The organism is Pseudomonas sp. MD330_10, assembly GCF_042610415.1.
In the GTDB taxonomy this organism is placed as follows: Bacteria; Pseudomonadota; Gammaproteobacteria; order Pseudomonadales; family Pseudomonadaceae; genus Aquipseudomonas; species Aquipseudomonas rhodesiae.
The window spans coordinates 255,891-270,374 of record NZ_JBHGZU010000003.1; the positions used below are offsets into that span (position 1 = coordinate 255,891).

The following is a 14,484-nucleotide window of genomic DNA, read 5'->3' on the forward strand; positions in this document are numbered from 1 at the left end:
GTTCCCGTGACGGTCACATTCGTTCCCCTGAGCCCCTTGATATAATCTAAACCAATAGTATTACCGGCAGAGTCCGTAATGAACCTGGTGTATTTGGAGCATTAGTAGTTGCTTTTGCACCGCTTCAACCCGGCAATAGGACGTTGCCTCTTATTAAATCACAGACTAGAAAGCTTCCACAGTATCGCGTAAGGCAGCTCATCATCCACAATATCATGCAAGCGAAAATAATAAACAGCCAATGAACTTTCTAAGCCCTTATGAACAAATGCACCATCAGACATAACACGATAAGAGGCGTATTCCATAAACTTGTCAGAACCAAGAGAGCTAAGAGCATTTTTAATCTGACTATAGGTCGCCCCCGTCCCAACCGGAAGCAATTCAGGCGGCGGCCGGCATACGGCCATGTCATCATTTTCAACATCCCTGTAGTAGGCTCTTCTAAATGCAGGCTCACTGCAGGCCCAATAGAGGGACAGCAAACGAAATTTTTCCTCTCCCTCATCAGAAAAAGCGTCAGCTAAAAAATACTGATCGTCTGAAATTTTGTATGCACCGTCGTCCATAGCGATAACGCATTGCTCCCGTACATCAACGGCGTCCCCAACCTTTGACTTGCACAGCGATGACCATTCCTTCATCTTAAACACCTCAATCCTATTGTGGCCATTTGAATATTCGGCCTTCGACCCTGTCAGCCTTAAGCGCACTCTCTGCGGCTGCTTTGGCCGATCCCTCCGGCATATTTTTAACAGAGTTTATGATCTCTTATTGCCAGGTCTGTAACTTTGAATCTGGCAAGGACGTCGGATAGCTTGCGCCAGGAGCACGATACTTGGCGTCCCAGACGATCACAGATCGCGATGATGGATCATACGTAATGTAATCTGCACCAGGGAGTGACGCTTTCCCAGGTCCGGAAATTGGTGTTTGCCCCGACTCAAGACGGAGAAACATTCCACGCCGCTGCAATACGTGAACTGCGTGAGGAGACCGGTATTCAGGTCAACACAGTTGTAGGGCCTGTGGCAGATCGGAGGTTTTCAATGCTCCTGCCCAGCGGCGAGACGGTATTCGCAGTTGAGCAGTATTTCATTGTGCACGCGGAAAGCCAGATCCTTTCTAGCTCCGAATGGACCTTATACGAGACTCAGGTCATGGCAGATCATCACCGGTGGTCCGCCCCCAAGCTGAGATCTACTGGAGAAACGGTATGGCCAGAGGCGTTAGTTGAGATGCTCGTGGATGCAGGTGTCTTCGAACCGGATGCGTAACCGTCACCGCGAGTCCATATGCGTTTTTACACACTCTGGGCCAGAAGCAGACGCTCGAAGGTATCCACGTAAATTCGGGTGAATCAGCTTTTGTTGACTGACGCGCGATCTTAATAAGGCCGCATGCAACACGCCCTGGCGTTCGCCAAGGCTTCTGCATTTCCGCGAGTAAGGTCAGGTCACTACCTTGGGGCTGGGATACTCGTCCCGTCCCGCACCTGCATCAGCGCAAACCCCAACAGATTCAAACCTTTCCACAGATTTGGATTGTTGGCATCCGCGCTGTCCTGTGCGAGCCCTATACCCCAGACGTTATCAACGGGGTTGGCTTCGACAATAACGCGCGAACCGGTTTGTAGAAGATATTCGTTTAACTGCGGATTCTGAGAGAACTTGGCCTGGTTCGCTCGAACAACAATGTCGTATCGGTGTTGCAGCCAAACCTTATCATTAAATCCGCGAACCTTTCGACCAAGTGCTTTGGCAGCATTAGGAGTAGGAGCGCGGAGCACCTGCGCACGATTTTCCTGATCGTCGAACAAGGCCGCTTTCTCGGCCATCATGAAGTGTTCGGCCGTCGGGTAATATTGCCCCTCGATAATGAACCCGGCCTCGAACCATTGGCTGAAGCACGAAGCCGTGACGACAGTTTTGCTGCGCTGGTGCCCCCAGAAAAACGTAAACCTCAGATGCTCTCCAGAGTTGAAACGGGAGCACAGTCTTTTCAGATGTTCAGAGTCGTTCAAAAATATATCCTCGCTGACGAAGATCAAAGTTACAGCTACTGTGCTGACCAAGGCAATCAGGAGGTTTGGTAGGTCTTCGGCTCAAAAATTCAGTCTCGGTGTTTCGGATGTAAACTAAACGGTAACGTCCGGTAGACACGTCTTGACGGAATCATCTTAGGCCGATGGCGCGAGCAAGGCGCCCTTGTTGACAGTTGCGGTGGAGCATTTACGGGCTTTTGGTGTCCGGGAGAGGACCTTTGGCCCAGTGGTCAGATGCTTGGCCGCGCAGGTAAGGTTGAACCTCGCGGGCCGTATCTGCGAACCGAGTAGCACTGTTGCCTTTATTGTCATATCTGAACCAGTGATCACCTCCCATAACCGCCCCTAAACGAATACGCTTATTCGGATGCAGGTGTGCCGCGACCACCTTTGCCGGCGGGATCTGTTCACCCCAAGACATAGTCACTCCCTCTGCGGGGCTAACAGCTACCTCAATGACGAATCCCCCTCCATGCCTATCAAATTGAAACGTGATCAGATCAATTTGTTGTCCTGTATTGCGGCGAAAATGGGGAGGCGATCCCTTGAACCCCATGCTACGAAGGATCGGGATGACATGTTCCTTTAATGCGGCATCGATTTTTTCGCGTTCCATTGCATTACTCTACTTGGCAAAAGAAGAAGATGTTCAGTAATACGTTTAGCAATTAGATGGACGTCCACTTATGCGGCAGAAGCTCAGTAATCTCGCTCGCCCGCTGCGTAGGCAGGCGTGTAAGAACATCCTTCAAGTAAGCATACGGATCATGCCCATTGAGCCGCGCAGACTGGATCAAACTCATGATCGCTGCGGCACGTTTACCACTGCGTAGCGAACCTGCGAACAACCAATTCGAGCGCCCAAGAGCCCACGGCCGAATTTGATTCTCGCACCAATTGTATCGATGGGCACAGCACCGTCATCGAGATAGCGCCTTAGCGCTATCCAGCGTTTGAGGCTATACGACGCGCTTGGATCAGTTGTGGCGGGTGAGATGTTAGTGTTGGTTGGGTGCTGCTTCCAACATTATCACCGCCGGTATCGTGCAGACAGCCGTCGATACCCAGCGCCATTTGATCGTTGCTCATGAGGTGACCAATATCGGTTCCGACCGCGATCAGCTCAATGGCTAAGCAGGCACGCGAGGCCATCGCATCGGTTACTTGGTCGGTGGTGGCTGACCGAGGCTATTTTAAAGGTGAGGAAATCCTGGCCGGGCACACGAGGCTTCATGAAGGAAGCGCCTCAACGAGCGCCGCAAGCAGCAAGCAGACGCTCGCCACGAGGGTAAGCCGTAATCGCATCGGCATGTACCAAGCGGGCAAGCTTATAACCCGCAAGAGCTTCTTGTCCTGCCGAAGGTGGACGACTAAGCCTATGACCAACAGCAAGCAGCCCAAGGGCATTGGCAGTAACGTGGCGATCCAAGCGATAAGTGCAGGTATAACACTCCAGATGAACCGGTCGCTGCGCTGCTTGGCACTCATATCTCGCACGGTCATGGCGAAGCCCCAGTGCAAGGCTCCGACGAAGCTCAGGATGACTGCTCCATAGTTAACAAGCGCAATCGCAAACAGCGTCCGATAGTCGAGAGAGAACGGAATCAGCAGTGCCAGAACAATAAACGGCAACAGACCGCCATAACCCAGCAGGGTGACGTGCTTTGGCGCAGGGGTTGAAGGGAACCCATTCATTTGTATTCCTTGCAGTGAGCGACACTCAAGACTGTAGGCCCAAAAGCCCTGTCTGGGCGAGATATTGATGGCGAGGTGGGTTACATGACTGCAGCCCTGACCTGTTTCAAACTTAGTGAATCTGTTACGCAAGCGTGTACGCCTTCGCATAGCTTGCCGCCACCAAACTTGATATCGAAATCGAAAGCACGGGGCGATTTACTCACGAAAGCAAACATGACCGTCCATAGCAGAGCGGAAAATAGTGCCCATTGTCAGCCTGTTGCTTTCAGCATATCTTGCACAAAGGTTATACAAGAGTGTCCACCATGTACAAGAAAATGAATTGGCCACTGACGCTGTACTTTGACGGTGAATGCCCTCTATGTGCGCGCGAAATCAAGCTCCTGCGCGGGCATGCCGTAAAGGATCATCTGCTTTTCGTGGACATCAGCAACAGTGAATTCGACGCAAATGCACTCGGGTTCACGTTCGAGCAGATGCAGTCCTCGCTGCACGCCCGCTTCGCTGATGGACGCTGGATAACCGGCCTGGATGCCACCCTGTGGAGCTGGCGAGCCGCCGGCTTGGGCTTTTGGGCAACGCCACTGACTTGGAATGTACTCCGCCCGCTGCTTGAATTCGGCTATCGCCTTTTTTGCCGTATACGCCCCCATTTGGCGTGGTTACCTCACCCAGATAGCGGCAGCCGCTGTGTCGATAACCGTTGCGTAGTGCCGGCGTCAAAACCCGCATCAGACGAGCAGTCCACTTTGAAAAATAAGCAGACCTAGACAGCTTCGCCTTGTCATGTCGCAGACGCATAAGCTGGGTCATAGCTGATCCGGCGAAGCCTGTGGCATCTGCGTCAGATAGTGCGCAGTAGATACTCTCCTACCACCAAGGTTTGCCGACTCATAAAGCGCAGCGTCGCTGATGGGATTCAAGATGAACCCATCATCAGTCGAACATTATTGTGAAATTCTCCTCGGCGTAGATGGGAACCCTGAGCGTGAAGGACTGCTGGATACCCCCATAGCGCGAAGCCAAAGCGATGCAGTACCTGTGCAATGGCTACACACTGAGTCTGGAGGAATTGATCAATGGCGCATTGTTCGAATCGCAAAATGATGAAATGGTCATCGTGCGCGACATCGAACAGTGTTCATTGTGTGAGCATCACATGCAGCCCTTCATCGGCAAGGCTCATGGAGCGTACATCCCCACTCGAAGGGTACTGGGCCTGTCGAAGATAGCCCGAGTGGTAGATGGCGTGCGAGTTATCATTGACTTCACCTCGCTGCAAGCAATCGGAAGGCAGTGTGAGTGAGAGCTATGCCGAAGATTCGAAGAGCACCGCAGCCGCTTCCCTCAGAAAAATTTCAATAGTTTTTGGCCCTATCCCTTCGAATTCAGACAAGCGTTTTTCGAACGCGCGACGATCGGCGCTAGCCGCAACAATGTTGCTGACCTTGCCATCGTATTCAGTATTCACTTTGTTAGCTAATGCGAGTAACCGCGACGACGTAGTCTCGTCGTAACGCACGTAGTGAGCCTCTCCAAGCATCGTGACCAACTGGCGGTGAGTGCAGCTCGCCAGTTTGTGCGGCGTATCCCGATGGTGTTTCTCGACGATCACCCGGTACGCGTTAGCCGCAATCTGCCCCTGGATTCTTTTGCCCATCAGGAAACTGGCAAGCAGCCATTTGAACAACCCGGCTTCGTTCGCACCTCGAAGGTCGATTTGTAAGTCATGTGCGCTGATGATTTTGCTCACTGGTTCACCCTTTAAGCGACGATCTCTATATAGACCACCTTACTCTCAGATACAGGCGAGCCTGGTCTGAAGCAACCAATGCTGAGTCATCAGTTTTTCGTAAGCGCCTGAACAACCCACCTTGTGAAGTGCGCGCTGAGGAGTAAGCGTCTGACCAACACATCTTGCTCAATGTTCAGCGCCTGTCTGGAAGTAGGAAATCTACCTCGTAGATTCCCCGTGCCGCACGGATGGCCACAGGGTGTGTGACTGGCCTTACGTCACTCAACTCCCATGCGAGCCAGCCATCCTCAAAATAGCTTGCACAGGCCGCTTGCATGTCAGCGAGGATGAAGGGGCGCACGGTTTTCACGCGCACAATTGCGACGGCAGTACCGTTATTGTCTTCGTCCCCGTCGTTATGGAGAAAACGCCCGTTTTCCACAATCAGGAGATCCTCAGAAGGATCTAAGTCTGGATGCCAACGACGGACTTCGAGGATTTTCTCGCCAGAAGCGATTCGGCGTAATAGATCGCGGTCGAGAAAAAAATCAGCGTCGCCAGGCACGCCCCGGTGCTGCCGAACAACAGTCGTGAAAACAACGCCACCGACAAACCGCTGCGAATCGCAAAGCGGCTGAGAATGCTGTTGACCAGTCCATAACAGATCACCGACAGGACCATGCCGATCAGCGCATTGCGCGCACCGAACGACAATGCCAATGAAGCACCCACTACGATGTAAAACATCGCACTGCACACCGCCCACCACGCCATGGTCAGAGACAGTCGCCCCATGCGCGCTTCGGTGGGAACAGGATAATGCGCCGGGTCTTGCCCGGTTTGACTCGATTGCGATAAAGCAGCCATATGCGTGAACTCCAAAACCAGTCAATGGTTGAAGCGCGGGCAGCCATCACCGCACCGAAGTGCGGCGTTGGCGTACCGTTTGGCATGGCCCGCGCTAGACGGCGGGCAGAATCAGGAAGGGAACAGCTTGCTCAGGCAGCTGAGTTTTTTCTTATAGGAACGTCGCGCTTCCAGCGCCTCTTCGAGGGTTACCGCAACAAAGCGGGCCTTCTGGTTGGGTTGCATCTGGCCGATCAAATCGAGGTCGGCGCTGATCACCGTGCCAATCATCGCGTAGCCGCCACCGGACACCGCATCTCGGTGCAGCACGATGGGTTCGAGCCCGGCGGGCACTTGGATCGAGCCGATCGGGTAGCAACTGTCGACGATATTCGACGGATCGGAACCGGCGCCGAACGGCTGCTCTCGGGGCTGAAAGCTCAGCGCGCTGCCGCCCTTGAAGCGATAGCCGATGCGATCGGCTTCCGAACCGACCGTCCACGGCTCGGCGAAAAAGCTTTTCGCCGCCGATTCGGTCAAGCGGTGGTAGTACAAACCGGGCACCACTCGCAGGGTGATTTCGCCACCCAATGATTGCCGTAACGTCATGGGCAAACTGGCCCCGGCGCGGCTCTTGCCACTGGCGATGCCCACCGGCAACTCGTCGCCTGCAATCAGGCGTCGCCCCTGAAAACCGCCGAGCGCGCCGAGCGCATAGGTGGAACGACTGTTGAGCACCACCGGCACATCAATGCCGCCGGCCACCGCCACATAAGCGCGGGCACCAGCCTTGGGAAAATCAAAGCGCAACACTTGCCCGGCCTTCACGGTGAACGCGGTGTCGTGGTGCATTTCCACGCCATCGACCCGAGGCGTCATGTGCGCGCCGCTGACCGCCACCAATGCATCCTGCTGAAACTCCAACTCAGGCCCGAGCAGCGTGCATTCCAACGCCGCCAAACCTGCCGGGTTGCCGACCAATTGATTGGCCGTGCTCAAGGCATATTGATCGAGCGCGCCGGACGGCGGAATGCCCAAGTGGTAATAGCCTTCGCGGCCCAGGTCTTGTACCGAAGTGGCGAGGCCGGGTTTGAGGACCTTAATCATGCCAACACCTCCTGCAACGACTTGGGATAGCCAATGGGATCGGCGAGGAACGCGTCCAGCGAAAACTCCACCGGCCGAATCCGCAGATCAAAGCAACCGGCGTCCACTTCGGCTACCGCGTGGTCGTAAGCCTCACGGTCCATCGGTTTGAACTGCACGATGTCGCCTGGACGGAAAAACACCATGTGTTCTTTCAGGTACGCGAGGTTCTGTTGCGGGTCGTAGATCGGCGCGGGGGTCACGCCAAACATCTGATAACCGCCGGCGCCGCGCACCGAGTAAATGCAACCAAAGCAACCGCCATGGCCCAAGGTCAATTTCGGCGTATCGGTGCGTGGACGCAGGTACTTGGGCACCTGCAACTGACGCTCGCGCTCAACCATCTGGAACATGAACGGCAACCCCGCAACGAAGCCGACCATCGAGACAAACCACGGCGCGCCACTGTGGGCCGCGATGAACGCATCGACGTCGGCCAAACCATTGATGCGTGCAGCGTATTCCAGGTCTGTGGAGCTCGGGTCTTGGTGGCGGTCGCGAAAACGCATCAGGGTCTCGTGAGTCCAGGGATCGTTGTAGAGCACCGGAATTTCGATAATCCGCGTCTGTAAGGTGCGCTCGGCGACAGCTCCGGCCTCGGCGGTTTTTACCGCTTCAAGCAAGGTGTGCGGAGCGATGCGATCCGGGTCGAAACGAATCTGGAACGACGCGTTGGCCAGGCAGATATCGAGCACGCCATCCAGCGCCAGCCGCTCCACGGCGCGGGTGACTGCCAGTCCTTTGAAAAACGCGTCCAGGGACATGCTGTCGCTGACTTCGGCAAATAAATGCTCATCGGCGCCAAAGCTGTAGCGGATGGGCGTACTCATGCTTCACCTCCGCTGCGGCGCTCGGCCAGCCAGGTTTCCAGGGTGCCAGTGTGAAAGTCTGCGCTGTGCAGCCACGGTTGTTCCAGCAATTCACCGTGCAACGCCAAGGTGTTGGCCATACCGGTGAGCGTGGTGTCCGCCACGGCACCACGTGCGCGAGCCAAAGCCTCGGTACGATCGTGACCATGAACAATCAACTTGGCCAGCAGCGAGTCGTAGTATGGCGGCACGCGGTAACCTGGGTAGAGATGGGTATCGACACGAATACCCTCCCCTTGCGGCCAGATCAGCGATTCGACCAGGCCGGGGCTGGGGAAAAAATCCCGCGCAGGGTCTTCAGCATTCAGGCGCATTTGCAGGGCGGCGCCGTTGAGTCGAATGTCGCTTTGCTTGAAGCCCAGCGGCTCGCCGCCAGCGATGCGCAACATGGCCTGGACCAGGTCGATGCCCGTGATCAGTTCGCTGACCGGGTGCTCCACCTGAATCCGCGTGTTCATCTCGATAAAGAAAAACTCACCGGTAGTATCGTCATACAGGTATTCCAGGGTGCCGGCGCCCTTGTAACCCAGGGATTCAGTCAGGCGTACCGCGCTGGCGCACAGCGTTTCCCGTTGCTGCTGGCTGAGGACTGGCGATGGCGCTTCTTCGAAGATTTTCTGCCGGCGCCGTTGCAGCGAACACTCGCGCTCAAACAAATGCACGGCGTGCTGACCGTCGCCCAGCACTTGCACTTCAATATGCCGGGCCCGGCTGATAAACCGCTCCAGGTACACCGCGCCATTGCCAAACGCCGCTTGGGCTTCGCGCTGGGAACGGGGGAATTCTTCGCTCAGCTGCTCGGCGTTTTCCGCCAGCCGAATACCGCGCCCGCCGCCACCGGCCGAAGCTTTGATCAACAGCGGGAAGCCAACGGATTCGGCAGCCTTGAGCGCCGATTCAACGTCGAACAATTCATCCGGCGAACCCGGCACCACCGGCACGCCAGCGGCTTGCGCCGTGCGCCGCGCCTCGGCTTTATCGCCCATGCGCCGGATCGTCTCCGCGCTCGGGCCGACAAAAATGGCGCCGGCAGCCACCACTGCTTCGGCGAAATCGGCGTTCTCCGACAGAAAGCCGTAACCGGGATGCACCGCGTTGGCGCCCGTGGCGTTCAAGGCGCCGAGCAAGGCCTCGACATTCAGGTAACTTTTGTCGGCGCGGGCCGGGCCGAGAATATGCACCTCATCGGCCATGCGCGCAGCCTGGGAGTCGACGTCCGCCTCGCTGCACGCAGCAACGGTAGGAATGCCCAGTTCCTTAGCCGCGCGGATGATCCGCACGGCGATCTCGCCACGGTTGGCAATCAGCAATTTATGAATGGCGTGAGTCATGATCCTGCCCTCACTCGCCGTCGAGTGTTGCGACGACTTGACCCGGTTCCACCGGATCACCGTCTTCTACCAAAAAGGCATTGAGGCGACCGGCCGTCCCGGCGGTCAGTTCGGAGAACTGCTTCATGACCTCGATCAGGCCGATCACCGTGTCGGCGCTGACCTGCGCGCCGACCTCGACGAAGTTCGCCGATTCCGGGGTAGCTTTGCGGTAGAAGGTCCCCGGCAACGGGGTGATTACAGTGTGTTCGGCCATGTCTGTTCCTCTTGGAATAGTTGTAGAAAGGCAGGCAAAAAGGAAATCGGTGAGTCAACCCTGGCGTCTGTGTGCCAGGTGTTTTCATTCGGTCTCAGCGCGGTGCTCGGACCTTTATGCCCGCGCCATCAAGTGCACGACGCGTGGCTTCGACCAACGCCAGGGCACCCGGCGTGTCGCTGTGTAAACAGATGGAATCGAACTCAATCGTCAGGTCCTCGCCCTCGACGGTGCGCACCACGCCTTGTTGGCAAGCACGCAGCACTCGCTCGGCGACGAAGGCCGGGTCATAAGCTCGCACGTTGCGGGTGAAGACGATGGAGCCGCTGAGGTCGTATTCGCGGTCGGCGTAGAACTCGCGGATCACCGGTTGCCCCAGTTCCGTGGCAACCCGCCAGATCACCGACTCGGGCATGCAATACAGCAGCAACTCCGGTTCCAGACGTTGGAGGTTCTCCACCAGCAAACGGGCAGCCTCTTCGTCCCGGGCCAGATGCATGTACAGCGCGCCGTGGGGTTTGATGTGTTGCAGGGCCACGCCTTGAGCCCGGGCGAGTTCACGCAAGGCGCCCAACTGATAGAGCATGTCGTCGACCAGTTCTTGAGCCGGTGCATTGATGTGCCGACGGCCAAACCCCACCAAGTCGCGAAACCCCGGATGCGCGCCGATGGCCACGCCCAGGCGCTTGGCCTGCTCGACGGTGCGGCGCATGGTGCCGGGATCACCGGCATGAAAACCGGTGGCAATGTTGGCCGAACTGATAAAGCCCATCAGCTCATTGTCGACACCATCGCCGATGGTCCAGGGGCCAAAGCCTTCACCCATGTCCGAGTTGAAATCTACTGCCTGCATGACGCTTGCTCCCGACGCTTGTGACTTCATACAGGCCAAGTTAAATTCCTGCCTACCCCTTGGGAAGATCTATTATCAGATAGGCCATCTTCTGAAAAACAGATACCTCATCGTCCGGAGTGCTGATGTCCCTGACCCTGCGCCAAGTACGCTATTTCGTCGCTACCGCCGAGATCGGGCAAATCTCTCAAGCCGCAATTCATCTGAATATTTCCCAATCCGCAGTGACCACGGCGATCAAGGAACTGGAAAGCATCCTGGGGACGCTGTTGTTCCAGCGCTCGGCCCAGGGCATGAGCCTGACCGACGCCGGGCGGCACTTTTTGAACCGGGCCTACGTGATTTTGCGCAGCGTCGATGATGCATTGAACAGCCCGTTGCCGGATATTCGCGCCAGTGGCGTGTTGCGCTTAGCGGCAAGCTACACGGTGATCGGCTATTTCCTGCCGCACCATTTGCAGCGCCTGGAACACTGGCATCCGGACGTGGCCATTGAAGTCCATGAACAGGAACGGCAAGCGATTGAACAAGGCTTGTTGGAAAGTCGTTTTGATATGGCCGTGGTGCTCACCGCCAACCTCACGCACCCGGACATCGTTTCAGAGATTCTCTTCAACTCCGAACGGCGGTTATGGCTGCCCAGCCACCATCCGCTGTGCGAGCGCTCGGCGGTCAGTCTCGCCGACGTTGCGAAAGAACCCTACATCCTGCTGACCGTCGACGAAGCCGAACAAAGCGCCATGCGCTACTGGGAACATGCGCATCAGCAGCCAAACGTGCGGGTGCGTACCAGCTCAGTCGAAGCGGTGCGCAGCATGGTCGCCAATGGCAGCGGCGTGGCAATCCTCTCAGACTTGGTGCACCGCCCCTGGTCACTGGAAGGAAAACGCATCGAAACCCTGACAGTCACCGACAAGGTGACGCCGATGAGTGTGGGATTGGCGTGGCATCGCGAGCGCGAATTCAGCCCGGCAATGCAGGCTTTTCGTAACTATTTCCACGATGCATTTTTAGCACCGCAACAGCTGTCTGCGCGCCGCTGAAACGGCAAACTCACCCTGAGCATGGCCCGAGCGCCTTGCGGCGTCGGGCCAAGGTTCACTCAATCAGAACGGTTTGGTAGGCAGGTACTTACCGTCCAGCGTGATGACGGCACGCGAACCGCCGTCTGGATCTTCCACTTTTTTGACATCCAGTTTGAAGTTGATCGCGCTGATAATGCCGTCGCCAAACTTCTCGTGGACCAGCGCCTTAAGCGTGGTGCCATACACCTGAATCATCTCGTAGAAGCGGTAGATGGTTGGATCGGTCGGCACGCCGTTACCGATGCTGCCGCGTACCGGGATGGTTTGCAGCAGCAGCACGGCATCCGCATCGAGGCCCAGGGTGTCGGCGACGACTTGGGCGGCGTTAGCCGGCAGCGGGTGCTGGCCAAGCAAGGCGGCGGTGACGAAGGCTTCGTGCAGGCCGGTGCCTTCGGCGATCTGGGCGAACGATAGGTCTTTACGAGCTTTGGCCAAGAGGATGACGTCGGTCAGGGCAAGGCGAGTGGTTTGGCTGATTTGCGACTGGATCATGGGGATTTCTCCGTGGGTAAAAAAGGGGCATAGGCTTACCTGCGATACAGGTACCTGGGAACTTCAGTTGGAGCGAGGTGTTGCCGGGATGTCGGCGCTCACTGGGTAGTCGGCCAAGGCCACGAACGTGCCGGTACGGCTGTCGAAAGCCTGGATGCAGCCGCTTTCGATGTCGTAGACCCAGCCATGCAGCGTCACGCGTTTTTCTTCAAGGGCCAGGCGCACAGACGGGTGCGTCTGGAGATTGGCCAATTGTGCGATCACGTTTTCGCGCACCATGGACGCGACTTTGGCGGGCTGATCGACGTGCTGGCGGGCTTCGTTGACCACTCGGCCGGAATCGGCGTAGCGCAACCAGCCGGCCACCGCAGGCATATGGTCCAGGCAGGTGCAGGTGGCGATGGCCGTCATGGCGCCGCAATCGGAGTGGCCGCAGATCACGATGTCGCTGACTTGCAAGGCGGCGACGGCGTATTCCACCGAGGCCGACACGCCGCCCGGCTCAGGGCCATAGGACGGCACGATATTGCCGGCATTACGGATCACAAACAGGTCGCCCGGCTCACGCTGGGTGACCAGCTCCGGCACCAGGCGGCTGTCGGAGCAGGAGATGAACAACGCACGGGGGTTTTGCTGATTGGCCAGGTCTTTGAACAGACCGGCCCGCTTGGGAAAGGCATTGCGCTGAAACTTCAGAAAACTGTCGATGATGTCTTGCATGGGGTAACTCCTTTGGCTCGCATTGCGATGAACCAAGGTTACGGCGCCCTTAAAATAAGGTAAAAGTCTTATATATGATCAACTACATCAGATAATCTTATGGAAACAAACAAGCTCGCGCGCCACCTTCAATACTTTCTCGCCGTCGCGGAACATCAAGGTTTCACTAAGGCGGCAGCGGCCCTGCATGTCTCGCAACCGGCGCTGTCACAGCAAGTTCGACAACTGGAAGAAAGTCTGGGCGCTCAGTTATTTGATCGTTCAGGGCGCAAAACCCGCCTCACCGACGCCGGTGAGGTCTACTTGCGTCATGCATTGCGGGCGGCGCAGGAGCTACAGCAAGGCAAACGAGCCATCCACGATGTGGGCGATTTGAGCCGGGGCACTTTGCGCATCGCCGTCACACCCACCTTCACCACGTACCTCGTTGGGCCGTTGGTGGACGCCTTTCACAGTCGCTATCCCAACATCACGTTGACCGTGCGTGAAGTTGCCCAGGAACAAATGGAGAACCAACTGCTGGCTGACGAGCTGGATGTAGGCATCGCCTTTGACGAGGTACACGCGCCCGACATCGACGCTTACCCCTTGCTGGTGGAAACCCTGGCGCTCGTGGTGGGCAGCCAACACCCGTTGGCAGGCCGGTCGTCCATCGGGCTGGAAGCGCTGAACAGCGAATCACTGATTGTGCTGAGCAAAGAGTTCGCCACCCGCGACCAGATCGACCGCTATTGCAACCAGCACGGTATCCGCCCGCGTGTAGTCATGGAGGCCAATGTGATCGGCGCCTTGATTGAGGTGGTGCGCCGGACTGCCTTATCGACACTCTTGCCGGCTGCGATTGCACGGGCCCATCCCGAGTTGGCGGCGATTGAGCTGGCCCCGCAGCGCTTGCAGCGCACGGCGGTGTTGATGCAGCGCAAAGGGGTGTATCCCTCGGCGGCGGCGCGGGCGTTTATCGACGTGGCCAAAGCCGTGGCCGTAGCCCTGAATAATCATGAACGGGCAAACGCAGCCGATTGAGGGCGCGTGGGCTGGCCTGCGAGCGCGCTGCGGGCTCCTCACTCCTCGTCCATGGCCATACCCGTACCTTGCAATCACCCCCATAACACGATGACTCGCCTTGTCACTTATGCTCATCCGCCTTGCCTTCTTGCATCTGCACAGAAGATTTGGTCGTACTGCTATTGCCTTTAGTGGCGTTGTCCGAGCTGTCGAAGCAGCCATGCAGCAGGAACAGGCTGCACACACTCAAACACAGATATAACTTCTTCATGATCGTTTACCGGATTAATAAAGCGACGTGTGATGGCGGGCGCTTCGCATGCGCCAGCCCCTTTTGGTCTGGCCGGCCGCTCGCAGTTTATGTTCAACAAATGTGCTCTGGGCCTGATGAACGGTTGACCTCG

General features: G+C 56.9%; 17 protein-coding genes and 5 pseudogenes. 6 read left to right on the top strand and 16 right to left on the bottom strand.

From position 1 onward, the window contains the following. Positions 1-158: 158 nt before the first annotated feature. Entirely contained in the window at positions 159-644 is a 486-nt protein-coding gene (locus ACFZPT_RS06520; protein WP_034113642.1) for a hypothetical protein, read from the bottom strand. A 300-nt stretch (positions 645-944) separates the two neighbouring features. On the opposite strand from ACFZPT_RS06520, the pseudogene ACFZPT_RS06525 reads away from it, so the two are divergent. Next, positions 945-1,277: pseudogene (locus ACFZPT_RS06525) on the top strand (NUDIX domain-containing protein); the annotation flags it as partial. A gap of 182 nt (positions 1,278-1,459) precedes the next feature. Here the strand turns inward: ACFZPT_RS06525 and ACFZPT_RS06530 are convergent. The 3 genes and pseudogenes from ACFZPT_RS06530 to ACFZPT_RS06540 all read right to left on the bottom strand — a co-directional run. Further along, positions 1,460-2,023, bottom strand: coding sequence for an NADAR family protein (locus tag ACFZPT_RS06530; protein WP_034114299.1), 564 nt, complete (start codon positions 2,021-2,023; stop codon positions 1,460-1,462). A gap of 208 nt (positions 2,024-2,231) precedes the next feature. Then, positions 2,232-2,660, bottom strand: coding sequence for a DUF4304 domain-containing protein (locus ACFZPT_RS06535; protein WP_080758734.1), 429 nt, complete (start codon positions 2,658-2,660; stop codon positions 2,232-2,234). 52 nt (positions 2,661-2,712) lie between these two features. Next, a pseudogene (locus ACFZPT_RS06540) lies at positions 2,713-3,011 on the bottom strand (transposase domain-containing protein); the annotation flags it as partial. A 77-nt stretch (positions 3,012-3,088) separates the two neighbouring features. Here ACFZPT_RS06540 and ACFZPT_RS06545 point away from each other — a divergent pair. Then, positions 3,089-3,266, top strand: a pseudogene (locus tag ACFZPT_RS06545) (IS5/IS1182 family transposase); the annotation flags it as partial. Positions 3,267-3,274: 8 nt separating this feature from the next. Here the strand turns inward: ACFZPT_RS06545 and ACFZPT_RS06550 are convergent. Continuing rightward, complete coding sequence (locus ACFZPT_RS06550; protein WP_034113641.1) at positions 3,275-3,739, bottom strand: DUF3429 domain-containing protein; 465 nt, start codon at positions 3,737-3,739, stop codon at positions 3,275-3,277. Positions 3,740-4,047: 308 nt separating this feature from the next. Here ACFZPT_RS06550 and ACFZPT_RS06555 point away from each other — a divergent pair, with 308 nt between their 5' ends. After that, entirely contained in the window at positions 4,048-4,512 is a 465-nt protein-coding gene (locus tag ACFZPT_RS06555; RefSeq protein WP_034113639.1) for a thiol-disulfide oxidoreductase DCC family protein, read from the top strand. Positions 4,513-4,666: 154 nt separating this feature from the next. After that, positions 4,667-4,988 (top strand): annotated as a pseudogene (locus tag ACFZPT_RS06560) (GTP cyclohydrolase I); the annotation flags it as partial. A 63-nt stretch (positions 4,989-5,051) separates the two neighbouring features. Here ACFZPT_RS06560 and ACFZPT_RS06565 read toward each other — a convergent pair. From ACFZPT_RS06565 to ACFZPT_RS06600, 8 genes and pseudogenes are all read right to left on the bottom strand, one after another. Next, entirely contained in the window at positions 5,052-5,495 is a 444-nt protein-coding gene (locus ACFZPT_RS06565; RefSeq protein ID WP_034113637.1) for a DNA methylase, read from the bottom strand. Positions 5,496-5,670: 175 nt separating this feature from the next. Beyond that, the gene (locus ACFZPT_RS06570) at positions 5,671-6,042 is read right to left on the bottom strand and encodes an ASCH domain-containing protein (RefSeq protein ID WP_080758754.1); all 372 of its coding nucleotides are present in this window, start codon (positions 6,040-6,042) and stop codon (positions 5,671-5,673) included. Beyond that, a pseudogene (locus tag ACFZPT_RS06575) lies at positions 5,997-6,344 on the bottom strand (allantoin permease); the annotation flags it as partial. The pseudogene ACFZPT_RS06575 and the gene ACFZPT_RS06570, both read right to left, overlap by 46 nt. Positions 6,345-6,455: 111 nt before the next feature. Further along, the gene (locus tag ACFZPT_RS06580; RefSeq protein ID WP_034113623.1) at positions 6,456-7,430 is read right to left on the bottom strand and encodes a biotin-dependent carboxyltransferase family protein; all 975 of its coding nucleotides are present in this window, start codon (positions 7,428-7,430) and stop codon (positions 6,456-6,458) included. Next, positions 7,427-8,299, bottom strand: coding sequence for an allophanate hydrolase subunit 1 (locus tag ACFZPT_RS06585; RefSeq protein ID WP_034113619.1), 873 nt, complete (start codon positions 8,297-8,299; stop codon positions 7,427-7,429). The genes ACFZPT_RS06580 and ACFZPT_RS06585 overlap by 4 nt, the downstream gene beginning before the upstream one ends. After that, positions 8,296-9,669 (bottom strand): acetyl-CoA carboxylase biotin carboxylase subunit, encoded by a 1,374-nt coding sequence (locus ACFZPT_RS06590; RefSeq protein ID WP_034113617.1) that lies wholly within the window; start codon positions 9,667-9,669, stop codon positions 8,296-8,298. The genes ACFZPT_RS06585 and ACFZPT_RS06590 overlap by 4 nt, the downstream gene beginning before the upstream one ends. A 10-nt stretch (positions 9,670-9,679) precedes the next feature. Then, positions 9,680-9,925, bottom strand: coding sequence for an acetyl-CoA carboxylase (locus ACFZPT_RS06595; protein ID WP_034113616.1), 246 nt, complete (start codon positions 9,923-9,925; stop codon positions 9,680-9,682). Between the two features lie 94 nt (positions 9,926-10,019). Next, positions 10,020-10,778, bottom strand: a complete 759-nt coding sequence (locus tag ACFZPT_RS06600; protein ID WP_034113615.1) for a 5-oxoprolinase subunit PxpA — start codon at positions 10,776-10,778, stop codon at positions 10,020-10,022. A gap of 125 nt (positions 10,779-10,903) precedes the next feature. On the opposite strand from ACFZPT_RS06600, the gene ACFZPT_RS06605 reads away from it, so the two are divergent. Next, positions 10,904-11,821 carry a LysR family transcriptional regulator gene (locus tag ACFZPT_RS06605; RefSeq protein WP_034113613.1) on the top strand — a complete coding sequence of 306 codons (918 nt, stop codon included), beginning with the start codon at positions 10,904-10,906 and terminating at the stop codon, positions 11,819-11,821. A gap of 63 nt (positions 11,822-11,884) precedes the next feature. On the opposite strand, the gene cynS is transcribed toward ACFZPT_RS06605, so the two are convergent. Continuing rightward, complete coding sequence (cynS, locus tag ACFZPT_RS06610; protein WP_034097671.1) at positions 11,885-12,355, bottom strand: cyanase; 471 nt, start codon at positions 12,353-12,355, stop codon at positions 11,885-11,887. A 63-nt stretch (positions 12,356-12,418) separates the two neighbouring features. After that, a complete protein-coding gene (locus ACFZPT_RS06615) occupies positions 12,419-13,075 on the bottom strand; it encodes a carbonic anhydrase (RefSeq protein WP_379555050.1) in 657 nt (218 codons plus the stop codon). 99 nt (positions 13,076-13,174) lie between these two features. Between ACFZPT_RS06615 and cynR the strand changes: the two genes are divergently transcribed. Then, the gene (gene cynR / locus ACFZPT_RS06620) at positions 13,175-14,098 is read left to right on the top strand and encodes a transcriptional regulator CynR (protein ID WP_034113611.1); all 924 of its coding nucleotides are present in this window, start codon (positions 13,175-13,177) and stop codon (positions 14,096-14,098) included. 103 nt (positions 14,099-14,201) lie between these two features. On the opposite strand, the gene ACFZPT_RS06625 is transcribed toward cynR, so the two are convergent. Further along, positions 14,202-14,351 carry a hypothetical protein gene (locus ACFZPT_RS06625; RefSeq protein ID WP_167389889.1) on the bottom strand — a complete coding sequence of 50 codons (150 nt, stop codon included), beginning with the start codon at positions 14,349-14,351 and terminating at the stop codon, positions 14,202-14,204. Between the last annotated feature and the right edge of the window lie 133 nt (positions 14,352-14,484).

Bases quoted from the DNA above. Each gene is read 5' to 3' on its own strand.
- ACFZPT_RS06520 (WP_034113642.1), bottom strand. From the start codon at position 644: ATGAAGGAATGGTCATCGCTGTGCAAGTCAAAGGTTGGGGACGCCGTT.
- ACFZPT_RS06535 (WP_080758734.1), bottom strand. From the start codon at position 2,660: ATGGAACGCGAAAAAATCGATGCCGCATTAAAGGAACATGTCATCCCG.
- ACFZPT_RS06550 (WP_034113641.1), bottom strand. From the start codon at position 3,739: ATGAATGGGTTCCCTTCAACCCCTGCGCCAAAGCACGTCACCCTGCTG.
- ACFZPT_RS06555 (WP_034113639.1), top strand. From the start codon at position 4,048: ATGTACAAGAAAATGAATTGGCCACTGACGCTGTACTTTGACGGTGAA.
- ACFZPT_RS06580 (WP_034113623.1), bottom strand. From the start codon at position 7,430: ATGATTAAGGTCCTCAAACCCGGCCTCGCCACTTCGGTACAAGACCTG.
- ACFZPT_RS06585 (WP_034113619.1), bottom strand. From the start codon at position 8,299: ATGAGTACGCCCATCCGCTACAGCTTTGGCGCCGATGAGCATTTATTT.
- ACFZPT_RS06590 (WP_034113617.1), bottom strand. From the start codon at position 9,669: ATGACTCACGCCATTCATAAATTGCTGATTGCCAACCGTGGCGAGATC.
- ACFZPT_RS06595 (WP_034113616.1), bottom strand. From the start codon at position 9,925: ATGGCCGAACACACTGTAATCACCCCGTTGCCGGGGACCTTCTACCGC.
- ACFZPT_RS06600 (WP_034113615.1), bottom strand. From the start codon at position 10,778: ATGCAGGCAGTAGATTTCAACTCGGACATGGGTGAAGGCTTTGGCCCC.
- ACFZPT_RS06605 (WP_034113613.1), top strand. From the start codon at position 10,904: ATGTCCCTGACCCTGCGCCAAGTACGCTATTTCGTCGCTACCGCCGAG.
- cynS (WP_034097671.1), bottom strand. From the start codon at position 12,355: ATGATCCAGTCGCAAATCAGCCAAACCACTCGCCTTGCCCTGACCGAC.
- ACFZPT_RS06615 (WP_379555050.1), bottom strand. From the start codon at position 13,075: ATGCAAGACATCATCGACAGTTTTCTGAAGTTTCAGCGCAATGCCTTT.
- cynR (WP_034113611.1), top strand. From the start codon at position 13,175: ATGGAAACAAACAAGCTCGCGCGCCACCTTCAATACTTTCTCGCCGTC.
- ACFZPT_RS06625 (WP_167389889.1), bottom strand. From the start codon at position 14,351: ATGAAGAAGTTATATCTGTGTTTGAGTGTGTGCAGCCTGTTCCTGCTG.